Source organism: Blautia sp. BCRC 81119 (assembly GCF_003184505.1).
Lineage (GTDB): Bacteria > Bacillota > Clostridia > Lachnospirales > Lachnospiraceae > Blautia_A > Blautia_A fusiformis.
In genome coordinates this window covers 104,007-123,152 of the sequence record NZ_QJHD01000010.1, presented here as the reverse complement: position 1 = coordinate 123,152, position 19,146 = coordinate 104,007, and the positions used below count along the sequence as shown (strand labels likewise).

14 protein-coding genes, 1 pseudogene and 1 riboswitch are annotated in these 19,146 nt (G+C 41.7%); all 15 genes and pseudogenes read left to right on the top strand.

The window, feature by feature from the left end; all coding sequences use genetic code 11:
* The first annotated feature begins 287 nt into the window (after positions 1-287).
* The 15 genes and pseudogenes from DMI82_RS08110 (at position 288) to DMI82_RS20445 (ending at position 18,989) form a co-directional block, all read left to right on the top strand.
* Positions 288-611: a hypothetical protein gene (locus DMI82_RS08110; protein ID WP_015524383.1), complete on the top strand. Its 324-nt coding sequence runs from the start codon at positions 288-290 to the stop codon at positions 609-611.
* 272 nt (positions 612-883) lie between these two features.
* Positions 884-1,240 (top strand): annotated as a pseudogene (locus DMI82_RS08105) (23S rRNA (uracil-5-)-methyltransferase RumA); the annotation flags it as partial.
* A gap of 200 nt (positions 1,241-1,440) precedes the next feature.
* Positions 1,441-1,932: an IS110 family transposase gene (locus tag DMI82_RS08100; protein ID WP_110103025.1), complete on the top strand. Its 492-nt coding sequence runs from the start codon at positions 1,441-1,443 to the stop codon at positions 1,930-1,932.
* A 493-nt stretch (positions 1,933-2,425) separates the two neighbouring features.
* A riboswitch (cyclic di-GMP riboswitch) is annotated at positions 2,426-2,516 on the top strand.
* A 232-nt stretch (positions 2,517-2,748) separates the two neighbouring features.
* Positions 2,749-5,955, top strand: a complete 3,207-nt coding sequence (locus DMI82_RS08095; RefSeq protein WP_110103024.1) for a hybrid sensor histidine kinase/response regulator — start codon at positions 2,749-2,751, stop codon at positions 5,953-5,955.
* A gap of 180 nt (positions 5,956-6,135) precedes the next feature.
* The gene (locus DMI82_RS08090; protein WP_044961632.1) at positions 6,136-7,236 is read left to right on the top strand and encodes a glycerol dehydrogenase; all 1,101 of its coding nucleotides are present in this window, start codon (positions 6,136-6,138) and stop codon (positions 7,234-7,236) included.
* A gap of 157 nt (positions 7,237-7,393) precedes the next feature.
* Positions 7,394-8,329, top strand: coding sequence for a helix-turn-helix domain-containing protein (locus tag DMI82_RS08085; protein WP_227573734.1), 936 nt, complete (start codon positions 7,394-7,396; stop codon positions 8,327-8,329).
* 87 nt (positions 8,330-8,416) lie between these two features.
* On the top strand, positions 8,417-8,929 hold the full coding sequence (locus DMI82_RS08080; protein WP_021651763.1) for a hypothetical protein: 513 nt from the start codon (positions 8,417-8,419) through the stop codon (positions 8,927-8,929).
* 319 nt (positions 8,930-9,248) lie between these two features.
* Positions 9,249-10,538 carry an ABC transporter substrate-binding protein gene (locus DMI82_RS08075; RefSeq protein ID WP_015524390.1) on the top strand — a complete coding sequence of 430 codons (1,290 nt, stop codon included), beginning with the start codon at positions 9,249-9,251 and terminating at the stop codon, positions 10,536-10,538.
* A 90-nt stretch (positions 10,539-10,628) separates the two neighbouring features.
* Entirely contained in the window at positions 10,629-11,528 is a 900-nt protein-coding gene (locus DMI82_RS08070; RefSeq protein ID WP_022426329.1) for a carbohydrate ABC transporter permease, read from the top strand.
* Positions 11,521-12,351, top strand: coding sequence for a carbohydrate ABC transporter permease (locus DMI82_RS08065; RefSeq protein WP_021651760.1), 831 nt, complete (start codon positions 11,521-11,523; stop codon positions 12,349-12,351). The genes DMI82_RS08070 and DMI82_RS08065 overlap by 8 nt, the downstream gene beginning before the upstream one ends.
* Before the next feature lie 181 nt (positions 12,352-12,532).
* The gene (locus tag DMI82_RS08060; RefSeq protein WP_110103023.1) at positions 12,533-14,557 is read left to right on the top strand and encodes a beta-galactosidase; all 2,025 of its coding nucleotides are present in this window, start codon (positions 12,533-12,535) and stop codon (positions 14,555-14,557) included.
* 89 nt (positions 14,558-14,646) lie between these two features.
* Positions 14,647-15,762, top strand: coding sequence for a phosphotransferase enzyme family protein (locus DMI82_RS08055; RefSeq protein ID WP_015524392.1), 1,116 nt, complete (start codon positions 14,647-14,649; stop codon positions 15,760-15,762).
* Between the two features lie 33 nt (positions 15,763-15,795).
* Positions 15,796-17,958: a 1,3-beta-galactosyl-N-acetylhexosamine phosphorylase gene (gnpA, locus tag DMI82_RS08050; RefSeq protein WP_110103022.1), complete on the top strand. Its 2,163-nt coding sequence runs from the start codon at positions 15,796-15,798 to the stop codon at positions 17,956-17,958.
* A 193-nt stretch (positions 17,959-18,151) separates the two neighbouring features.
* Positions 18,152-18,640, top strand: a complete 489-nt coding sequence (locus DMI82_RS20450) for a YitT family protein (protein WP_255620649.1) — start codon at positions 18,152-18,154, stop codon at positions 18,638-18,640.
* Positions 18,627-18,989 carry a YitT family protein gene (locus tag DMI82_RS20445; RefSeq protein WP_021651754.1) on the top strand — a complete coding sequence of 121 codons (363 nt, stop codon included), beginning with the start codon at positions 18,627-18,629 and terminating at the stop codon, positions 18,987-18,989. The genes DMI82_RS20450 and DMI82_RS20445 overlap by 14 nt, the downstream gene beginning before the upstream one ends.
* Positions 18,990-19,146 lie beyond the last annotated feature (157 nt).

The following is a 19,146-nucleotide window of genomic DNA, read 5'->3' as shown; positions in this document are numbered from 1 at the left end:
TGTGCAAAACAGAGAAAATAAAAAAACATCTTCCAATCATCATAAGTCCCGAAAAAGAGTTATCCACTTTTCATAATTCCGCTGCCTTCATTTATTCAGGAGTACTTTCAGGCCCCTTTACAGGGCTTGTGGATAAGTACTCTGAAAAGCCCGAAAAACTAATAGTTTTTTGAGGTTTTCAGAGTATTCATCTATTAGTAAAAATGACGAATACCCTGTCTGCCTGATTCGCTTTTTCTTTATCTTTGCGTTACAATAGGAACATCAGATAAAGGAGAACGGCATCCATGGCAAAAGTATATACAGAAGAAGTGGACATTGAAAGAGTAAAAGTGGACATTAAGAGTGGAGAAGTGGACATTGAAAGCACAAAAGTGGACATTCGAAATAAATTACTTTCTTTCTCAGATACGATTTCAGAAAAAACAATAAATCATACAGTAGAAATATTTTCAAAATGTGGAAAAGAAAATTGTTTCGGAAGAACGATAGTTGAAGAAATTACTGGATTAAAGCCATCAAGAGCTTCCAAGTTAATAAAACTGTTGGTTGATAGTGAGGTAATCGTACCTGTAACAGGACATGGAAAAGGAAAATATCGGTTTCAATAAAAGTGAACATTGAAAGGGTGTTAATGCCATTCGCAAAAATGCCCAAAACAAATCGGCGTACTGATATATTACCAAATATGGTAGCAGTATTTAGAATAATTTTGTATTATAAAAGTGTTACAAAATATCGGCGTACCCGCCACACGTTTACAAAGTCAAACGGTCTGTACGCCATGTCTTAACCTTATGATTGCAGATATTAGCAACCTGTCAAAGGGTGTAAAAACTCAGTAACTATGCGGGTTCGCGTACTGTTAAAGCAGTGAAAAACGACACCGCATGTGGAGACGGTAGTACTGCTTTCCCACAAAAAGCCAGACGGACATATCAACGTAAAAGTTGAGTTTGGCGAGGGTGAGGGAAAAGTTCCACTTGATAATATTGCTAAAAGAGCGGAAAGCTATAAGCCCAAAGAACGAGTGACCTACAAAATGATAAAGGAGTACATAGAAGCTAAATACGGCTTCAAAGTACATACCGCATATATTGCAGAGGTAAAGAGAGATTTAGGCTTGCCGATGTACGATGCTCCTAATGCGGTAGAGAAATTGAAACAGCCGAGGAAGCATCCAACTCCAGAGAAGGTTGAAGCAATAAAGGATGCATTGAAGCATTTTGAAGTGATTTAATAATGATGAGCGTATCATTAAAATAGTGGTACGCTTTTCTTTAAAATATTTGGGAAGCAATATATAAGTGCTGAATATGCTTGAAAGGAGCATTCCTGTAATTCATAAAAAGCGCCAATTGAATAAAAAAGAACCTCAAGGTATGATTGAGTTGCATCTTGGCGGATGTAAACAAAACAATCAAGCACTGGAGGTTCCAAATGAATTATACACAGAATGAAAAGATTGAGCAAGTAACAGATTCAACAATGGTTGTCGGAGTTGATATAGGAAGCCAGATACATTATGCAAGAGCTTTTGATAACAGAGGACGCGAACTTACAAAACGTATTTTTTCTTTTCATAACGATCTGGAAGGGTTCAATTCTTTCAACCTTTGGGCAGAGACACTTAAGACTGAGAATAAAAAGACTGCAGTTCTGATCGGCTGCGAGCCAACAGGTCATTACTGGTTTGCGTTTGTGAAGTATGTAAATGATCATCAGAAAAGATTAGTAATGGTCAATCCATTCTCGGTTAAGAAGATCAAGGAACTTGATGATAACAGTCCAAAGAAAACAGATTCAAAAGATCCGAAAACAATCGCAAAACTAGTTGTGGATGGGAGATATTCAATCCCATACATGCCAGAAGGCATTTATGCCGAAATAAGAGACCTGGTATACAGCCGTGAGCCTATATGGATAATCTGAGGCATAAGTGTCGTGAAGAGCCGTATGCCTGAATTGGGCACGTACGGATCTGTGGGGGATATACCTAGTAATAGGTGTTTCTACCCGACAATTTAGGACTCGTCAGAGGATGGTGATCCTGGTAGACATGAGAGGTTAGTTACTGTAGGTGGATTTGGGAAACAGGAAGGCCTTCATAAGAAGAAACAAAGACGTTTTATTTCTTGTACCTAAAATCATCAGAAATGGACTCCATGAAGTCACTTCATATCCAGAAAACTCTATTTTGTAGATATATGTAACTTATTAACTGTTCAGCAAAGTCAGTAAAATCAAGGATTTTTGTTGAACATGCACTAAAAAGAATAGAGAGGTCCTCACCCACTGCTTATTGCTTTTCGTAACCTCCACAGGGGAGTTACTTGATTCGGTTAAAATATATGTAAATTTTCCACCAAAATATTATTGACGTAAGAAAAACCACATGGTATTTTATTTTTGGAAAAAATGAAAATTATTTTAAAGGCAAACCTGTTGAAAGGCAGGGTCGCAAAGCCAGAAGGGACTAAAGTCAGAAAGTTTGACCATGTCAGCCGGTTGCCACTGTTTCCATATCATCATAATATATGGAAAAGATGTTTGAACAGAAGAGATTCCGATACCTTTTATACTATATAGATGTGTGATTTTAAAGAATATAGTAGGGACACTGGCAGATTTTGGCAGATGTCCTTTTTGTATGCAAAAATGGGTAACGAAACTAGCAGGGACAGGTTTTCTGTATACAGATAAAAGCAGGATGAAGAAGGCATAAGACGGAGAGAGGACTTTTATAAAATGAAAAATTATGAAGACAAAATATATTCCTTAGGTGAGACTGTAACGGGGCAGACACAGGCCATGTCACAGGCCGTACAGAAAACACTGGAAAATAATGGCGGGGTAGGTATAATGACAGGATCTTATGACCAAAACCTGTCTATTTTGTCTGTGGATAATCTGCTGTTGCATAGTACAGGATATACATTCGATACTTTCATGGAACAGACAAAAGGCTCATTGAGAAATTTCTTTTATGACGAGGAAGATATACTGGAGCGAGACCGTTTTTTGCAGCTTCACGGAACAGGGGAAGCACAGATCCTTGCAGCAGACGGTACAGTGAATAATGTACGGCTTTGTAAAGAGGATGCGACAGATGAGGCGGGCAGACAGATCTGGGTTATGTCCGTACAGGTCAACTGGGATCATATAAATTTGGCACTGCTCAATGAGGCTATCTGTTCCGGCTTCTGGTATTTTGACTGTGACGAAAACAGTGAGATTGTGAATGCAAACTGGAGTCATGAATTTCGAAAAATGCTTGGCTATCATGACACCCTGGACTTTCCGAATAAACTGGAATCCTGGTCAGATCTTCTGCATCCACAGGATAAAGAAAGAGTAATGGTGCAGCTTCAGGCGGCAATTAAGGATAAGACGAACCAGATAAAATACCAGGTAGAGTATCGTATGAGAATGAAGGATAATCAATACCAGTGGTTTCGGGCATCGGCAGAAGTAATACGCCGTCTGGATGGTTCTGCCAGCAGGATTGCCGGGATTTTTATTAACATTGATGGGGAGAAAAAAGAAATCATGCAGGCACAAAAATCTGCTGCTTTCCACCGGGCTTTTACGAAAGCAGATTTGTGCGAGTATTATGTGAATCTGGAAGCGAATACTTTTGATACCTTTAAGGTTGAACCGTCCCTGATGACCGTCTTTGAACAGAGTCATACGTGGGATGAATTGATCCGGCATTTTGTGGATTCCTATGTTGTGGAGACAGATAAGAAGGCGGTATCCTCTTTTTACGACCGTGGTTATATTGCAGAAAGGCTGAAGGGGCTGGAAACCGAATTGGCTTTAGAGTGCCGTATCACTCTGAATGGAGAAGAACGATGGGTCCGCAATGTGGTCATACGTGGCGAAATAGAGGATTCAGAATATGCCATGATCTTTCTACGTGATATCACAGAGACAAAGGTAGAGAGCGCACGGCATCTGCAGATGGCAGCAGATAATGCTTCCATGGAGCAGCTGATCCAGAGCATAGTGCGTCTGGTTGACCGCTTTGTTGTCTGTGATCTGGAAAATGACAGATATGAATTCTACAATCTGAATGGACAGATGATATATAAACCTCTGGGATTTTATCATGATTTTCAGATGCAGGTTCTTGAAAAATATAAGACACTGGAACCATTGGAAGTTATAGATATCCTGATAGCCCCGGATAATATTCGGAAAAAACTGAAAAGTGAAAATGATATTTATAAGTTTGAGTATTGCAGCCTGGATGAAAAGACTTATAAAATCGCTTCTTATATTCCCTTGGAATGGAAGAATGGAAAGCTGGAAAAGGTATTGCTGGCATCCATGGATGTGACACAGGAGAAGAAAGCAGAGATTGAATCCCGTCAGGCACTGAAAGAGGCTTACCGGTCCGCAGAAAATGCAAATCGTGCGAAAACAGAATTCCTTTCCAATATGTCCCATGATATCCGGACACCAATGAATGCGATTGTGGGTCTGACAGCAATCGCAGGAGCAAATGTTGAGAGCCAGGACAGAGTCATTGAATGCCTCGGCAAGATCACAGAATCAAGCCGCCATCTGCTGGGGCTGATCAATGAAGTATTGGATATGGCACGCATTGAAAGTGGAAAAATGACACTGGCACAGGAAGATTTCAATCTGTCAGAGCTGGTAGATAATCTTATTACACTTACGAAACCGGTGCTTGATGAACATAAACATAATTTTGATATACACATCAATCATATTGAACATGAGGCTGTCTGTGGTGACAGCTTGAGGATTCAGCAGGTATTTGTGAATCTGATGAGTAATGCGATCAAGTATACACCGGATGGCGGGAATATTATTTTTTCCATAGAGGAAAAGCCAAATGGATTTTCAGAACTTGGATGCTATGAATTTACGATTGAGGATAATGGGATCGGTATGTCACCGGAATTCCAGAAAATCATGTTTGAGCCGTTCAGCCGCGCGGATGACCACCGGACAACCAGAGTCCAGGGAACTGGTCTGGGAATGGCAATCAGCAGAAATATTGTGAACCTGATGAATGGCACTATTAAAGTGGACAGTACCTTGCACAAGGGAACTAAAATCACAGTAACAATTTATCTGGAGCTTCAGGAAAAAGAAAAAGAACAGGACAGAAATCTGATGAATCTGCCGGTCCTGGTTGTGGATGATGATAGGACATGCTGTGAAAGTACAGTTGCAACATTAAAGGAAATCGGTATTATGGGTGAATGGGTTCTCTCTGGCAGGGAAGCGGTTGAGCGCTGTTATGCACGGCATGAGTTGAAAGATGATTACTTTGCTGTTATTTTAGACTGGAAGATGCCGGAGATGGATGGCATAGAAACAGCCAGACAGATCCGGAAGCGGATAGGAAAAGAGATCCCCATCATTGTACTGACATCCTATGAATTCAGCGAAATTGAAGAAGAAGCAAAGGCTGCAGGTGTAGATGCTTTTATTGCAAAACCGCTGTTCCGTTCCCGGCTGACGGCAACACTGCGGCAGTTTACTTCAGGAAGAAAAGAAAAAATAGCAAGAAATTATCTGGAGAAGCTGTCAGAATCAGACTACACGGGAAAAAGGATTCTGCTGGTTGAGGATAATGAGTTGAACAGAGAAATTGCTGGTGAAATTTTACAGATGACAGGTGCAAAAGTGGAAACGGCAGAAAATGGGAAAATTGCAGTTGAAAAAGTGGAAGCTTCTCCGAAAGGTTCGTATGATCTTGTTTTTATGGATATCCAAATGCCTGTCATGAATGGTTATGAGGCAACTGCAGCAATCAGGAGCCTTCCGGGTGAAAAGGGAAAACTGCCTATTGTTGCCATGACTGCCAATGCTTTTGCAGAAGATGTACAGCTGGCCAAAAATACAGGCATGAATGGACATATCGCGAAACCGCTGGATATGAATAAGCTGAATGATGTTCTGGAAAGCTGGCTGTAACTGATTTTCATGTGATCACAAAGTATATTACTAGGAACAGAGTGAACAGTAACAGTAACTCAGGTGATGCTGCATAAATCCTCAAATACTCCTTGCAATAAAAAAATACAGCAATTATAATATAAATACAAAAGCCGGATGCGGAGGCTGACTTCTGAAAACAAAGAAAGGAAGTATAAAATGGCGAAAATTTTAATCAGTCCGTCCAAATATTTACAGGGTGCGGGAGAAATGAAGAATCTTGGAACTTATGCTGCAAAGAGTGGAAAAAAAGCGTTGGTTCTGATCAGTAAAGGCGGATATAAAAGAATCGGTAAAACGATCGAAGAGAGCTTTGCTGAGAGTACCTGTGAGGTGGTTTTTGATTATTTTAACGGAGAATGCTGTAACAGTGAGATTGATCGTCTGGTAAAGATCGTAAAAGATGAGCAGTGTGATCTTACCATTGGTATTGGTGGAGGAAAGATCTTTGATACAGCGAAGGCAGTTGCATACTATGCGGGAACACCGGTATTTATCTGCCCGACGATCGCATCTACAGATGCCCCTTGCAGTGCTTTGTCTGTTATTTATACAGAAGAAGGAGTTTTTGAAAAATATCTGTTTCTTCCGGCGAATCCGAATCTTGTTCTGATGGATACAGATATCATCACCAAATCGCCGGTTCGTCTTACTGTGGCTGGTATGGGAGATGCACTGGCAACATATTTTGAGGCAAGGGCATGCAAGAGAAGCGGAGCAACTTCCTGTGCAGGAGGTAAGACAACAGAGGCTGCCATGGCACTGGCTGAACTTTGCTTTAATACCTTGATGGATGAGGGCGTAAAAGCTAAGATAGCTCTGGAAGCAGGCGTATGCACACCGGCAGTTGAGAAAGTGATTGAGGCTAATACACTTCTTTCTGGAATTGGTTTTGAAAGTGCAGGACTTGCAGGTGCACATGCGATCCATAACGGATTTACTGTACTGGAAGAATGCCATCATATGTATCATGGAGAAAAAGTTGCATTCGGAACCATCACACAGCTGGTACTGGAGAATATTCCCCAGGAAGATCTGGAAGAGATCATCTTATGGTGCATTGAAGTAGGACTTCCTGTTACTCTGGCAGAGCTTGGAGCTGGGAAGGTAACGGATGAGCAGCTTATGGAAGTTGCCACAACTGCATGTGCGGAGAATGATACACTTCACAACATGCCATTTGAAGTTACACCGGAAACTGTATTTGCAGCAATCAAAGCGGCAGATGCATATGGAAGATATTACCTGGATGAGGAATAAACAGATAAAAAGTAAATAGCTGATATAAAAATTGCAATCTGCAGAAACAAGAGTTATCAAGTATTGTTATCCTGCAGGTTGCTTTTTTTTATGTATGGCTGTAATATAACAGAAAGATCAGTAAATATCGGAACAAAAAACATACGGAGGAATATTTGTGGCAAAAAAACGAAAACCCAAAATGGAGCTTCGATATTATAAGATGCCGGAGGGGAGCCCCATCCTTGCATTGCTTGGACAGAAGTGGGTTCAGAATTATGGGAACGATATCGATTATCTCCATTTTCATAATTATCTGGAAATCGGATTCTGCTATGAAGGACAGGGATTTATGATACTTGGAGAGGATAAGGTACAGTTTCATGACCGGGATTTTACGGTGATCCCATCCAATTATCCACATACCACAAACAGTGATATTGGAACTATCAGCCGCTGGGAGTATCTTTTTATTGATGTAGAAGGATTCCTGGATAAATTTATTAATAATTCAGTAAAAAAAGAAAAAATCGTTCAGCGGATCAACTCCAGATCGCTTTTTCTGAATGAAAAAGAAAACCGATCCATGGCAGGTAAGATCCTTAAGATTCTGGATATCATGCGGGATGGAGAGGAATTTTATCTGGAAGAAGCTAAGGGAGTTTTGGCATCGCTTCTTGTGGAAATCGCAAGGATAAACCGAGATTTAGGCGAAGAACGTTACAGCGAAGGCAGAGGAAAAGTCATGGATATGATCTCCAGGTTCCAGGATTATATTTCTGATCATTACATGGAGGATCTTCGTATTGACGAACTGGCAGAATACTGTCATATCAGTGAAACTCATTTGCGCCGGATATTTACGACTTACATGAAGATGAGCCCGCTGGAATACATCAATACGATCCGTATCCAGGCGGCCTGTGATTATCTGAAAAAAACAGATCAGCCAATTGCAGATATAGCACATAAGTGTGGTTTTACCACCAATTCCACATTTAACCGGAATTTTCGTCAGGTTACGGGAATGACACCTCTGGAGTGGAGAAAACGTCCGGAGAACTATGAACAGCAGCTTCTTAAGTTTGACATCCATTCAGAGGAAGGCTGGTAAAACAACAAAACCAGATCTATGGATCTATCACGACAGAATAGAAATATCAGACTGTATGCGGATCAGGCAGATGGAAAGAGGTAAGAAATGTACGATTACAGGATTGTGGAGCAGGTCTCCAGAAAAAAGAAACATATGTCAGGAGCTCTCAGAAAAGTAATGGTGATCTTTGCGGCAATTTTTGTACTGATGGGTATCACGATCTCTCAGGCATTCATGCTTCCGGGATTTCTTCTGGCGCTGCTTTACTTTGCTTATGACATATTCAGCCAGAGAGACTATGAATATACCATGGAAAACGGACAACTGACCATAGATGTGATCTATGGTAAAAAATATCGTAAAACAGCTCACGTGCTGAAGCTTGAGGAGATGGAAGTGACAGCACCTCACTATCATGAAAAAGTGGCAAAATATAAAAAGAATACCGGAACGGAGAAACTGAAAAAATACGATTATACCTCTTATGAAGATGATGTGCCTTACTATACCATGATCATTCAGGAAGATGGACGTAAAATAAAACTTCTTCTGGATCTGACAGAGGAAATGCTGCATACGATGAAAACGCAGTTTCCTGAAAGGGTTTATTTTGCATAATATGCAGAAATGTTTGTGAAATATGTATGAAAAACAACATAAAATTTTATGAAATAGAAACAAAAACCTTCTTTTTTGACAAAAAATGTTCGCACAATGTCAAAAAAGAAGGTTTTTTTGGGCATCCTGACGAATGTAAAAAGAAAAAATCCTCAAAGTGCATATTTTTTGTAAAAATATAGCGTGACAATAGTGCACAATCAATAAAATGGTTGAAATTGCACATTATATGAACAATTCTGCAAACTATAGAGGAAATACGGATGCTATAATCTATTCATAAGCAAACGGGAAATGCTTAATAAAGGAGGAAAAGTAAATGAAGAAAAAATTACTCGCAGTATTAATGACAGGTATCATGGCAATGTCTTTTGCTGCAACTACTACAGCAGTATATGCAAAAGGTGATGACGATAACACCCTGACTGTATGGGCATGGGATCAGAACTTCAACATCAAGGCTATGAATATTGCAGGTGAGCAGTATGCAAAGGATCACGAAGGATTCAAGGTTGATGTAGTTGAGACATCTTCTGATGACTGCCAGACCAAACTTACAACAGCAGCAAACGCCGGAGATTACAGCACACTTCCGGACATCGTTCTGATGCAGGACAACAGCTATCAGAAATATCTGAAGAGTTATCCGGATGCTTTTACAGATCTGAAGGATATGGATATCAACTGGGATGATTTCGGAAAACTGAAACAGTCCTACTCCATGGTAGATGACACACATTACGGAGTTCCGTTTGATAACGGTGCAACAATTGCCTGCTATCGTACAGATATCCTGGAAGAAGCAGGATATACCATTGATGATCTTACAGATATCACATGGAGCAAATTCATGGAGATCGGAAAAGACGTTCACGAAAAAACAGGTAAATATCTCCTTACAAGTGAAGCAACAGGTGGCGATACTCTGATGATGATGATCCAGTCCTGTGGAGCAAACTTCGTAAATGATGACGGAGAGGCTTATATCGTTGGCAACGATGTAGCAGAGAAATGCGTAGATCTTTATGTGGATCTTGTAAAGAACAATGTTGTTAAATTAGTAAATAACTGGGATGAGTACATCTCCACAATCACAGGCGGAGAGGCTGCCGGTATCGTTAACGGTAACTGGATCACAGCTACACTGATGGGAACAGAGGATCAGAAGGGTCTGTGGCAGATCACAACAATGCCGAAAGTTGACGGCGTTGATACAGCTACAAACTATGCAAACAATGGCGGATCTTCCTGGTACATTACATCCAACTGCAAGAATGTAGAGCTTGCTGAGGACTTCCTTGCAAGCACATTTGGTTCCAGCACAGACTTCTATGATGCAATCCTTCCGGAAACAGGTGCAATTTCCTGCTACCTGCCGGCTGGTGAGTCTGAGGTTTACAATGAGCCAAGCGAGTTCTTCAATAACCAGCCGATCTTCTCAACAATTGTAGAGTACTCTTCACACATTCCGGAATTTACAAAAACTCCGTACCACTATGAGGCAAGAGAGTGCATCAACACAGCTGTTGTTAATATTGTAAACGGCGCAGATAAAGAATCTGCACTTCAGGAAGCACAGGATACACTGGCATTCAAGATGACAGAGTAAAGCTGAAATATTAATGAAATACAGGGCAGGGGACTGCATGCAGTCCCTTGTCTTATGTAAAGGTTTAGATGTTTGAAAGGAGGAGTTCCTGTGAATTCCAAAAAAAGTGGCATGTCTCTGGTAGCGAAACAAAGAGCGGCCGGCTGGATCTTTCTGGCACCGGCAACCATTATGATCGCTGTCATGAGTTTTTATCCGATGATCCGCGCATTTATCATTTCTTTACAGACAGGTGCCGGAGCAAACATGAGGTTTGCGGATCCGATCTTCAGTAACTATAAACGTATCATGATGGATAAGGTATTCCAGCAGTCCATCGTCAATACTTTCCTGTATCTTATTATTCAGGTACCGATCATGCTGGTCCTTGCGATCCTGCTTGCACAGCTTCTGAATAACAAGGATCTGAAATTTAAAGGCTTTTTCCGTACATGTGTATTTCTTCCATGTGCAACATCTCTTGTATCTTATTCTCTGATCTTCCGTTCTATGTTTGCAACAGACGGTCTGATCAACAGCATCCTGATCAAACTTGGAATTTTAACAACTGGCTATAACTTCCTGGGTAACTCCACAAGTGCAAAGATCGTGATCATCATCGCACTGATCTGGAGATGGACAGGATATAACATGGTGTTCTATCTGGCAGGTCTTCAGAATATTGAATATTCTGTATACGAGGCAGCAAAGATCGATGGTGCCAATGGCTGGAAGACCTTCTGGAAAATTACCGTACCACTTCTGAAACCGACAATTATCATGACATTTATTATGTCGATCAATGGTACACTGCAGTTGTTTGATGAGTCTGTCAACCTGACAAAAGGTGGCCCGGCGAACTCAACCATCACAATGTCCCATTATGTTTATAATACATGCTTCATCAACGTGCCAAACTTCGGATATGCGGCAGCAATGTCATTTATCATATTTATCATGGTAGCGATCCTGGCCTTTATCAATTTGAAAGTAGGTGATACACGTGACTGAGAAAAAGAATAAATCCGCAATTCAGAGAAGATTGATCCCTACATATATTTTTCTGATCATCGTATCATTTATCTCTGTATTTCCACTGTATTGGATGATCTCTGCGGCAACCAATACATCCACAGATGTATCCAGAGGCCGTATCCTTCCGGGTACATATTTTATGCAGAACTTTAAAAACCTGACTGCACAGCAGCCGCTGTGGAGAGCTCTTGGAAACTCTCTGTTTTATGCAGTTCTTACTACAGTGATCTGCCTTCTGATCTGTTCTATCGCAGGTTATGGCTTTGAGGTATATCATGACAGATGGAAAGACAGACTGTTTTCCACCCTGCTTCTTGCAATGATGGTTCCGCAGGTTGCAACGATGGTTCCTTTATTTAAGATGTTTTCAAAAGCCGGACTCTTAAATACAGCGGTAGGTTTTATCCTTCCGATCATTTCCACACCATTTATGATCATGATGTTCCGTCAGAATGCCAGAGCATTTCCTATCGATATCATTGAGGCAGCACGGATTGACGGATTAAGCGAGGTAAGGATCTTTTTCCAGATGTTTATCCCGACTATGAAATCTACTTATGCGGCGGCAGCAGTTATCACATTTATGAATGCATGGAATTCCTATCTGTGGCCGAAGGTAATCATGACAGATAATAAGGCGATGACCATGCCGATGTTGATCGCCAATCTGATCACAGGATATGTAACGGATTACGGCATGCTGATGTGCGGCGTATTATTCTGTTCCATTCCGACCATGATCGTATTCTTCGTATTACAGAAACAGTTCGCAGAGGGTATTACCGGAGCTGTAAAATAATTTTAAAACAAAAAGGATGCTGCCGAAATCTGTAGGTATATTGTATAATATGCTTTAACTGGATCACGCAGCATTCTTTTTATACCAGATCAACTGTGGATCAGTTGTCTGGTATAAATTTTCTCAGAGAAGAGGATGCTTTTGTCCGCTTGATGTGAATCAAATCATAAGGAGATAAAAAATGGCAGAGCAGATTAGATACAGCCATTATCTGCACGGCGGCGATTACAACCCTGAGCAGTGGCTGGACAGACCGGATATTCTGAAAAAAGATATCGAATATTTCAAAAAAGCCCATATCAATACCGTTTCCATGGGAATGTTTTCCTGGGCAGTGCTGGAGCCAGAAGAGGGAAGATATAACTTTGACTGGCTGGAAGAAGTGATCGATAATCTGTATAAAGAAGGAATTTATACGATACTTTCCACACCATCCGGAGCAAGACCGAAATGGATGGCAGATAAATATGAAGAAGTTCTTCGCATGGATCCGGATCGCACAAGAAGATTTTTCGGTGGAAGACATAATCACTGTTATACTTCTCCAGTATACAGGGAAAAAGTCTACAATATTAATAAGAAGCTTTCTGAACGTTTCGGAAAACATCCCGCAGTGCTTTTGTGGCATATTTCCAATGAATATGGCGGAGAATGCCACTGTCCTCTGTGCCGGGAAAAATTCCGGGAATGGCTGAAAGAAAAATACGGGACCATTGAAAATTTAAATTCCAGCTGGTGCACAACGTTTTGGAGCCATACCTATAACAGCTTTGATCAGATCGAAAGTCCTTCGCCAAAGGGGGAAAATGCTCTTCATGCACTTACCTTGGACTGGAAACGTTTTGTTACAGACAGGACTGTGGATTTTATGAAGCATGAGATTTCTGCGATCCGTGCAGGTGGTTCCGAGCTTCCGGCAACTGCCAATCTGATGTATGACTACAACGGACTGGACTATAAAAAATTTAAGGATGTTATGGATATTGCATCCTGGGATAATTATCCAAGCTGGCATAAAAAAGACAATTATACCACAGCGTTGGACGGAGCCATGCAGCATGATCTTATGCGAAGCATCAAGAAAGCACCGTTTCTTCTGATGGAATCCTGTCCCTCTGCGACCAACTGGAAGCCTATCAACAAGCTGAAAAAACCAGGAATACATCTGGCTGCCTCTCTGCAGGCAGTTGCTCATGGTTCAGACAGTGTTCTGTATTTCCAGCTTCGTCAGAGCCAGGGAGCCTCTGAGAAATTCCATGGTGCGGTGATCGATCACTACGGTGGGGATGATACTCGTATTTTCCGCGAAGTGACAGAGGTAGGAGAAGCGTTGGAGCAGATCCGGGAAACTGCTGGAAGCGTGACGAAGTCTCCAGTGGCTGTTCTCTATGACCGGGAAAATGACTGGGCGCTGAAGGATGCGCAGGGACCTCGAAACGAGGATATGCATTATCAGGAAAATGTACTGAAACAGTATCGTGCTCTCCGAAGAAAAGGCTATAATACAGATATCATCAATATGGAACATGAGCTGTCCCGGTACCGTTTGGTAACGGCACCGATGGCCTACATGTTTTATCATGGATATGCCGAAAAGCTTCGCGCTTTTGCAAAAAACGGTGGTACTTTGGTAATTTCCTACTGGTCCGGACTTGTAGATGAAACAGATAAATGCTATCTGGAGGGAACCCCTCACGGGCTGATGGAAGCAGCCGGTATCCGTACGGAAGAGATCGATGCACTTTATGACTGGGAAGAAAACGTAGGTATCCCGGAAACAGGAAATCATCTCAGAATTACAGAAAGCTATACCTGCAAAAATCTCTGTGAGCTTGCAAAGGTTTCCGATGCGGAAGTACTGCTGCGTTATGGAAGGGATTTCTATCAGGGGTATCCGGTACTGACTCACAAGAAATACGGAAAGGGCCATGTTTATTATGTGGCGGCAGATATGGAAGCAGCCTTTTATGAGGATTTTCTGGGAAGGGCAGCAGAGGAAGCAGGCGTGAAGATGCCGCTTACATTTATACCGGAAGGTATTTCTGTGACAACCAGAGAAAATAAGGATACGGAATATCTATTTATCCAGAACTTCGGAGAAAAGACAGAAACGGTTTCTGTCCCGGGGGATTACGAAGTTCTCTACGGATCAACGGATGAAAATATGGCTCCGCTTGCCACCAGGATCTTAAAGCGGAAAAAATAATCAAAGTAAAAAAATCACAGCAAAAGTATAAAGTATATTTGTTTTCGGACGGTATGCTTTTTACTGCTGTCTGGGAAAGAGAAGGTAAAATGGCAGGTACACCAAAAGAAGAGATAAAAAGAATAGCGGATCAGTTTGCATTTACCGGAGAACTGGTTTCCTGCGGCCCCTGCGGAAGCGGGCATATCAACGAAACCTATATGCTTAGATATCGGATCGGAGAGATGGGGTCCATTAAGGTGATCCTTCAGAAGATCAATCGGGAGATCTTTCAGAAACCGGAAGAACTGATGGAGAATATTGCCGGAGTCACCGGGCATCTGAAAAAGAAAGTTCTTCAGAAGGGAGGAGATCCGGAACGGGAGGTTCTGAACCTGATTCCGACAAAGGACGGGAAGGCATTCCTGACAGATGAAAACGGAGAATGCTGGAGAGCTTATATTTTTATTACCGATGCAGTAAGTTATGATCTGGCGGAAAAACCGGAGGATTTTTATGAAAGTGCAGTTGCATTTGGAAAATTCCAGGAAATGCTGGCAGATTACCCGGCAGAGACTCTGCATGAAACGATAAAGGATTTCCATGATACAAAGAAACGTTTTCAGACTTTGAAAAATGCCATAGAGAAGGACAGCCGCCATCGTGCCGCATCCGTAAAAGAAGAGATCGCATTTGCGTTTCAGCATGAGTATCTGGCAAATGTATTCGGTGAGCTTCTGGCAAAAGGTGAGGTGCCCCTTCGGGTAACGCACAACGATACGAAGCTGAATAACGTTATGATCGACTTGGAAACAGGAAGGGGAATCTGTGTAGTGGACCTGGACACGGTTATGCCGGGACTTGCCATGAATGATTTTGGAGATTCCATTCGTTTCGGGGCCAGCACTGCATTGGAGGATGAGAAAGATTTAAGCAAAGTTTCCTGTGATATGGAGCTCTATGAAATCTATGTAAAAGGCTTTCTGGAAAGCTGTGGAGATAAGCTTAGTGCAAAAGAGATCGAGATGCTTCCCATGGGAGCTAAGGTGATGACTTATGAATGTGGCATTCGCTTTCTTACCGATTATCTGGAAGGAGATCATTATTTTAAGATCGACCGGGAAGAACACAATCTGGACCGCTGCCGCACACAGTTTAAGCTGGTGGCTGATATGGAACAGAAATGGGATACTATGCAGACGATCGTGAAAAAATATCAGAAATAAAAAAACAGGAATTTTTACAATGGAGGTAAAGTGATGAGCGAAACAAAAGGAAGAGTGACCATTCCGACAGATCTGGATGTGATCCCGGAGACACTGAAAATGCTGGATGAGTGGGGTGCAGATGCCATCCGTGACTGTGACGGAACGGAATTTCCGGCAGAGCTGAAGAAAACCGGCGCAAAGATTTATGCAACTTATTATACCACCAGAAAGGATAATGCCTGGGCAAAGGCCCATCCGGAAGAAATCCAGCAGATGTATATCATGACATCTTTTCACACGGCAGTGTCGGATACTCTGGAGATCCATCTGATGGATCATTTGTATCCGGATATGCTGGCGGTGAATACAAGAGATGATATCAGAAGATGGTGGGAAGTCATTGACCGGACTACAGGGGAAGCTGTCAGTACAGAGGAATGGTCATACGATGAAGAAAACGGAAATGTTGTGATCAGGCCGGCGAAAGAGTTTCATGAGTATACGGTAAGCTTTCTTGCATATATCATGTGGGATCCGGTACATATGTACAATGCAGTTGTCAATGACTGGAAAGATGTAGAACCTCAGATCACTTTTGATGTGCGTCAGCCGGCAACACGTGCACATTCCATGAATCGCCTCCGCAGATTTCTGGATTCCCATGATTATGTGAATGTAGTACGATTTACTACATTTTTTCACCAGTTCACACTGATCTTTGATGAGATGGCACGGGAAAAATATGTAGACTGGTTTGGATATTCCGCTTCGGTGAGCCCCTATATCCTGAAACAGTTTGAGCAGGAAGTGGGATATAAGTTCCGTCCGGAGTTTATCATTGATCAGGGATATATGAACAACACCTACCGTATCCCATCAAAAGAATTTAAAGATTTCCAAGCTTTCCAGAGACGGGAAGTGGCGAAGCTTGCAAAGGAAATGGTAGACATTGTCCATGAATACGGAAAAGAGGCCATGATGTTCATGGGTGATCACTGGATCGGTATGGAGCCCTTTATGGATGAGTTTGCTTCCATCGGGCTGGATGCGGTAGTGGGAAGCGTCGGAAACGGAGCGACCCTACGTTTGTTCAGTGATATTAAACATGTAAAATATACAGAGGGAAGATTTCTGCCGTACTTTTTCCCGGACACCTTCCATGAGGGCGGGGATCCTGTAAAAGAGGCAAAAGTAAACTGGGTGACTGCAAGAAGAGCTATCCTTCGAAGTCCGATCCAGAGAATTGGATACGGCGGTTATCTGAAACTGGCTCTGGAATTTCCGGATTTTGTACAGTATATCAAGGAAGTCTGCCAGGAATTCCGTGTGCTCTACGACAATATCCAGGGAACCACACCATACTGTGTAAAACGTGTGGCTGTTTTAAATTGCTGGGGAAAAATGCGCTCCTGGGGCAACCATATGGTACATCATGCCATCTATTACAAGCAGAATTATTCCTATTTCGGAATTATCGAGGCATTAAGCGGTGCGCCTTTTGATGTGTCCTTTATCAGCTTTGATGATATCCGTCAGGATAAAGATCTGCTGAATGATTTTGATGTGATCATCAATGTAGGTGATGCGGATACTGCACAGTCCGGTGGTGAGAACTGGGCAGATCCGAAGATTCTTACAGCTGTGCGGAAATTTGTCTATAATGGCGGCGGATTTATTGGCGTCGGTGAACCGGCAGCTCATCAGTGGCAGGGAAAATTCTTCCAGCTGGATGACATCCTTGGTGTAGAGGAAGAAAGAGGATTTAATCTTAATACCGATAAATACAACTGGGAAGAGCATAAAGATCATTTTATCCTGAAGGATACAGACGGAACCGTAGATTTCGGTGAGGGGAAAAAGAATATCTTCGCACTTCCGGATACGAAGATCCTTATCCAGAAGGACCAGGAAGTCCAGATGGCAGTAAAAACCTTCGGAAAAGGCAGAGGTGTTTACATCAGCGGACTTCCGTACAGCTTCTGCAACAGCCGTATCCTTTATCGTGCTGTGCTCTGGTCAGCAGCGGCAGAAAATGAGCTTTTCTGCTGGTTTTCTTCCAATTATAATGTGGAAGTACATGCTTATGTGAAAAATAAAAAGTATTGTGTGGTAAACAACACCTATGAGCCACAGGACACTACGGTTTACACAGGGGATGGAAAGAGCTTTGACCTTCATCTGGAAGCTAATGAGATCCGCTGGTATCAGATCTGAGAAAGCAGGATACAGGTTTACTGATAAAGAAAAGCTGTGAAATTGTCTGAGGGCGTTGACAGAGAAAAAAACTTATAATATAATAAATCCATTCCAAAAGTAGGAAAACAAAGCTGTTGTAATAGAGAAAATCTATTATAACAGCTTTTTGTTATTGTTGACAAACAATTTTGCTTACAAAGAGGAGGCCTTTATGAACAAAAAGATTAAGACAGTGTTTTCATATCTGATGATCATTGTGGGAGCAATCCTGGCCAGTTTTTCTGTTGCCTGTATTTTGCTTCCCAATGATGCCATCGATTACGGAACTGCCGGAATCGCCATTATTATAAGCAAGCTGACAGGGTATAATCTGTCGTTATGTGTGCTGCTTGTGTTTCTGCCGTTTCTCATAGCTGGGGTCATTCTTATCGGTAAGTATTTCTTTGTAAAAACGTTCGTGGGTTTTGTTGTCTACACAATAGGTCTTTCCTACTTTGAAAAAATCCCTTTTGAGCTGAATACAGAGCATTTTATTGCAGTAGCCTTTGGAGGTGCGATCCTTGGTGTGGGACTGTCTCTGATCCTTCGAAACGGTGGCTGTATTGACGGTTCTGAGATCTTTGCCAATATCATTGTAAAAAAAGATCTACAATCATTCCGGAAAGGACTACAGTATTTCCTACATATTGATCGCATTTAATGCCTGTGTATATGGAGCTGTGTTTGTACTTCTTGACAGAGATTCCGCACTTTTAAGTCTTCTGGTATACATTGTGGCGACTTCCATCATTGATCATTTCACAGATCATTTTGAGGCACTGAAACAGGTGACGATCATCACAAAGGATCCTGATGCGATCATCTGTGATATTAAGGAGGAACTGAATAAAACCTGTACCATCATCAACTCTTCCGGCGTGATCGCAGGAGAGAACAAGACTTTGATCTGCTATGTAAATTATTTTGAACTGCAGGAAGTAAAAGAGATCATTTCAAGGAATAAAGGATCTTTCAGTACCGTTTCCACCATTGACGAGATCCTGCGGTAAGGCATGTCTGTAAATGAGAATGCAGATATTTCTTTTGCAGAAAAAGAGTGCTTTTTCTCCGAAAAATAAAAGCAGAAAAAGCAGTATTGTGATAAAATAGAAGAAAAATATTTCAAAGACAAACTAAAATGATCAGAAGAAAAGAGGTAGATAGATT

Bases quoted from the DNA above. Each gene is read 5' to 3' on its own strand.
- DMI82_RS08095 (WP_110103024.1), top strand. From the start codon at position 2,749: ATGAAAAATTATGAAGACAAAATATATTCCTTAGGTGAGACTGTAACG.
- gnpA (WP_110103022.1), top strand. From the start codon at position 15,796: ATGAGCGAAACAAAAGGAAGAGTGACCATTCCGACAGATCTGGATGTG.
- DMI82_RS08080 (WP_021651763.1), top strand. From the start codon at position 8,417: ATGTACGATTACAGGATTGTGGAGCAGGTCTCCAGAAAAAAGAAACAT.
- DMI82_RS08090 (WP_044961632.1), top strand. From the start codon at position 6,136: ATGGCGAAAATTTTAATCAGTCCGTCCAAATATTTACAGGGTGCGGGA.
- DMI82_RS08110 (WP_015524383.1), top strand. From the start codon at position 288: ATGGCAAAAGTATATACAGAAGAAGTGGACATTGAAAGAGTAAAAGTG.
- DMI82_RS08060 (WP_110103023.1), top strand. From the start codon at position 12,533: ATGGCAGAGCAGATTAGATACAGCCATTATCTGCACGGCGGCGATTAC.
- DMI82_RS08055 (WP_015524392.1), top strand. From the start codon at position 14,647: ATGGCAGGTACACCAAAAGAAGAGATAAAAAGAATAGCGGATCAGTTT.
- DMI82_RS20450 (WP_255620649.1), top strand. From the start codon at position 18,152: ATGAACAAAAAGATTAAGACAGTGTTTTCATATCTGATGATCATTGTG.
- DMI82_RS08075 (WP_015524390.1), top strand. From the start codon at position 9,249: ATGAAGAAAAAATTACTCGCAGTATTAATGACAGGTATCATGGCAATG.
- DMI82_RS08100 (WP_110103025.1), top strand. From the start codon at position 1,441: ATGAATTATACACAGAATGAAAAGATTGAGCAAGTAACAGATTCAACA.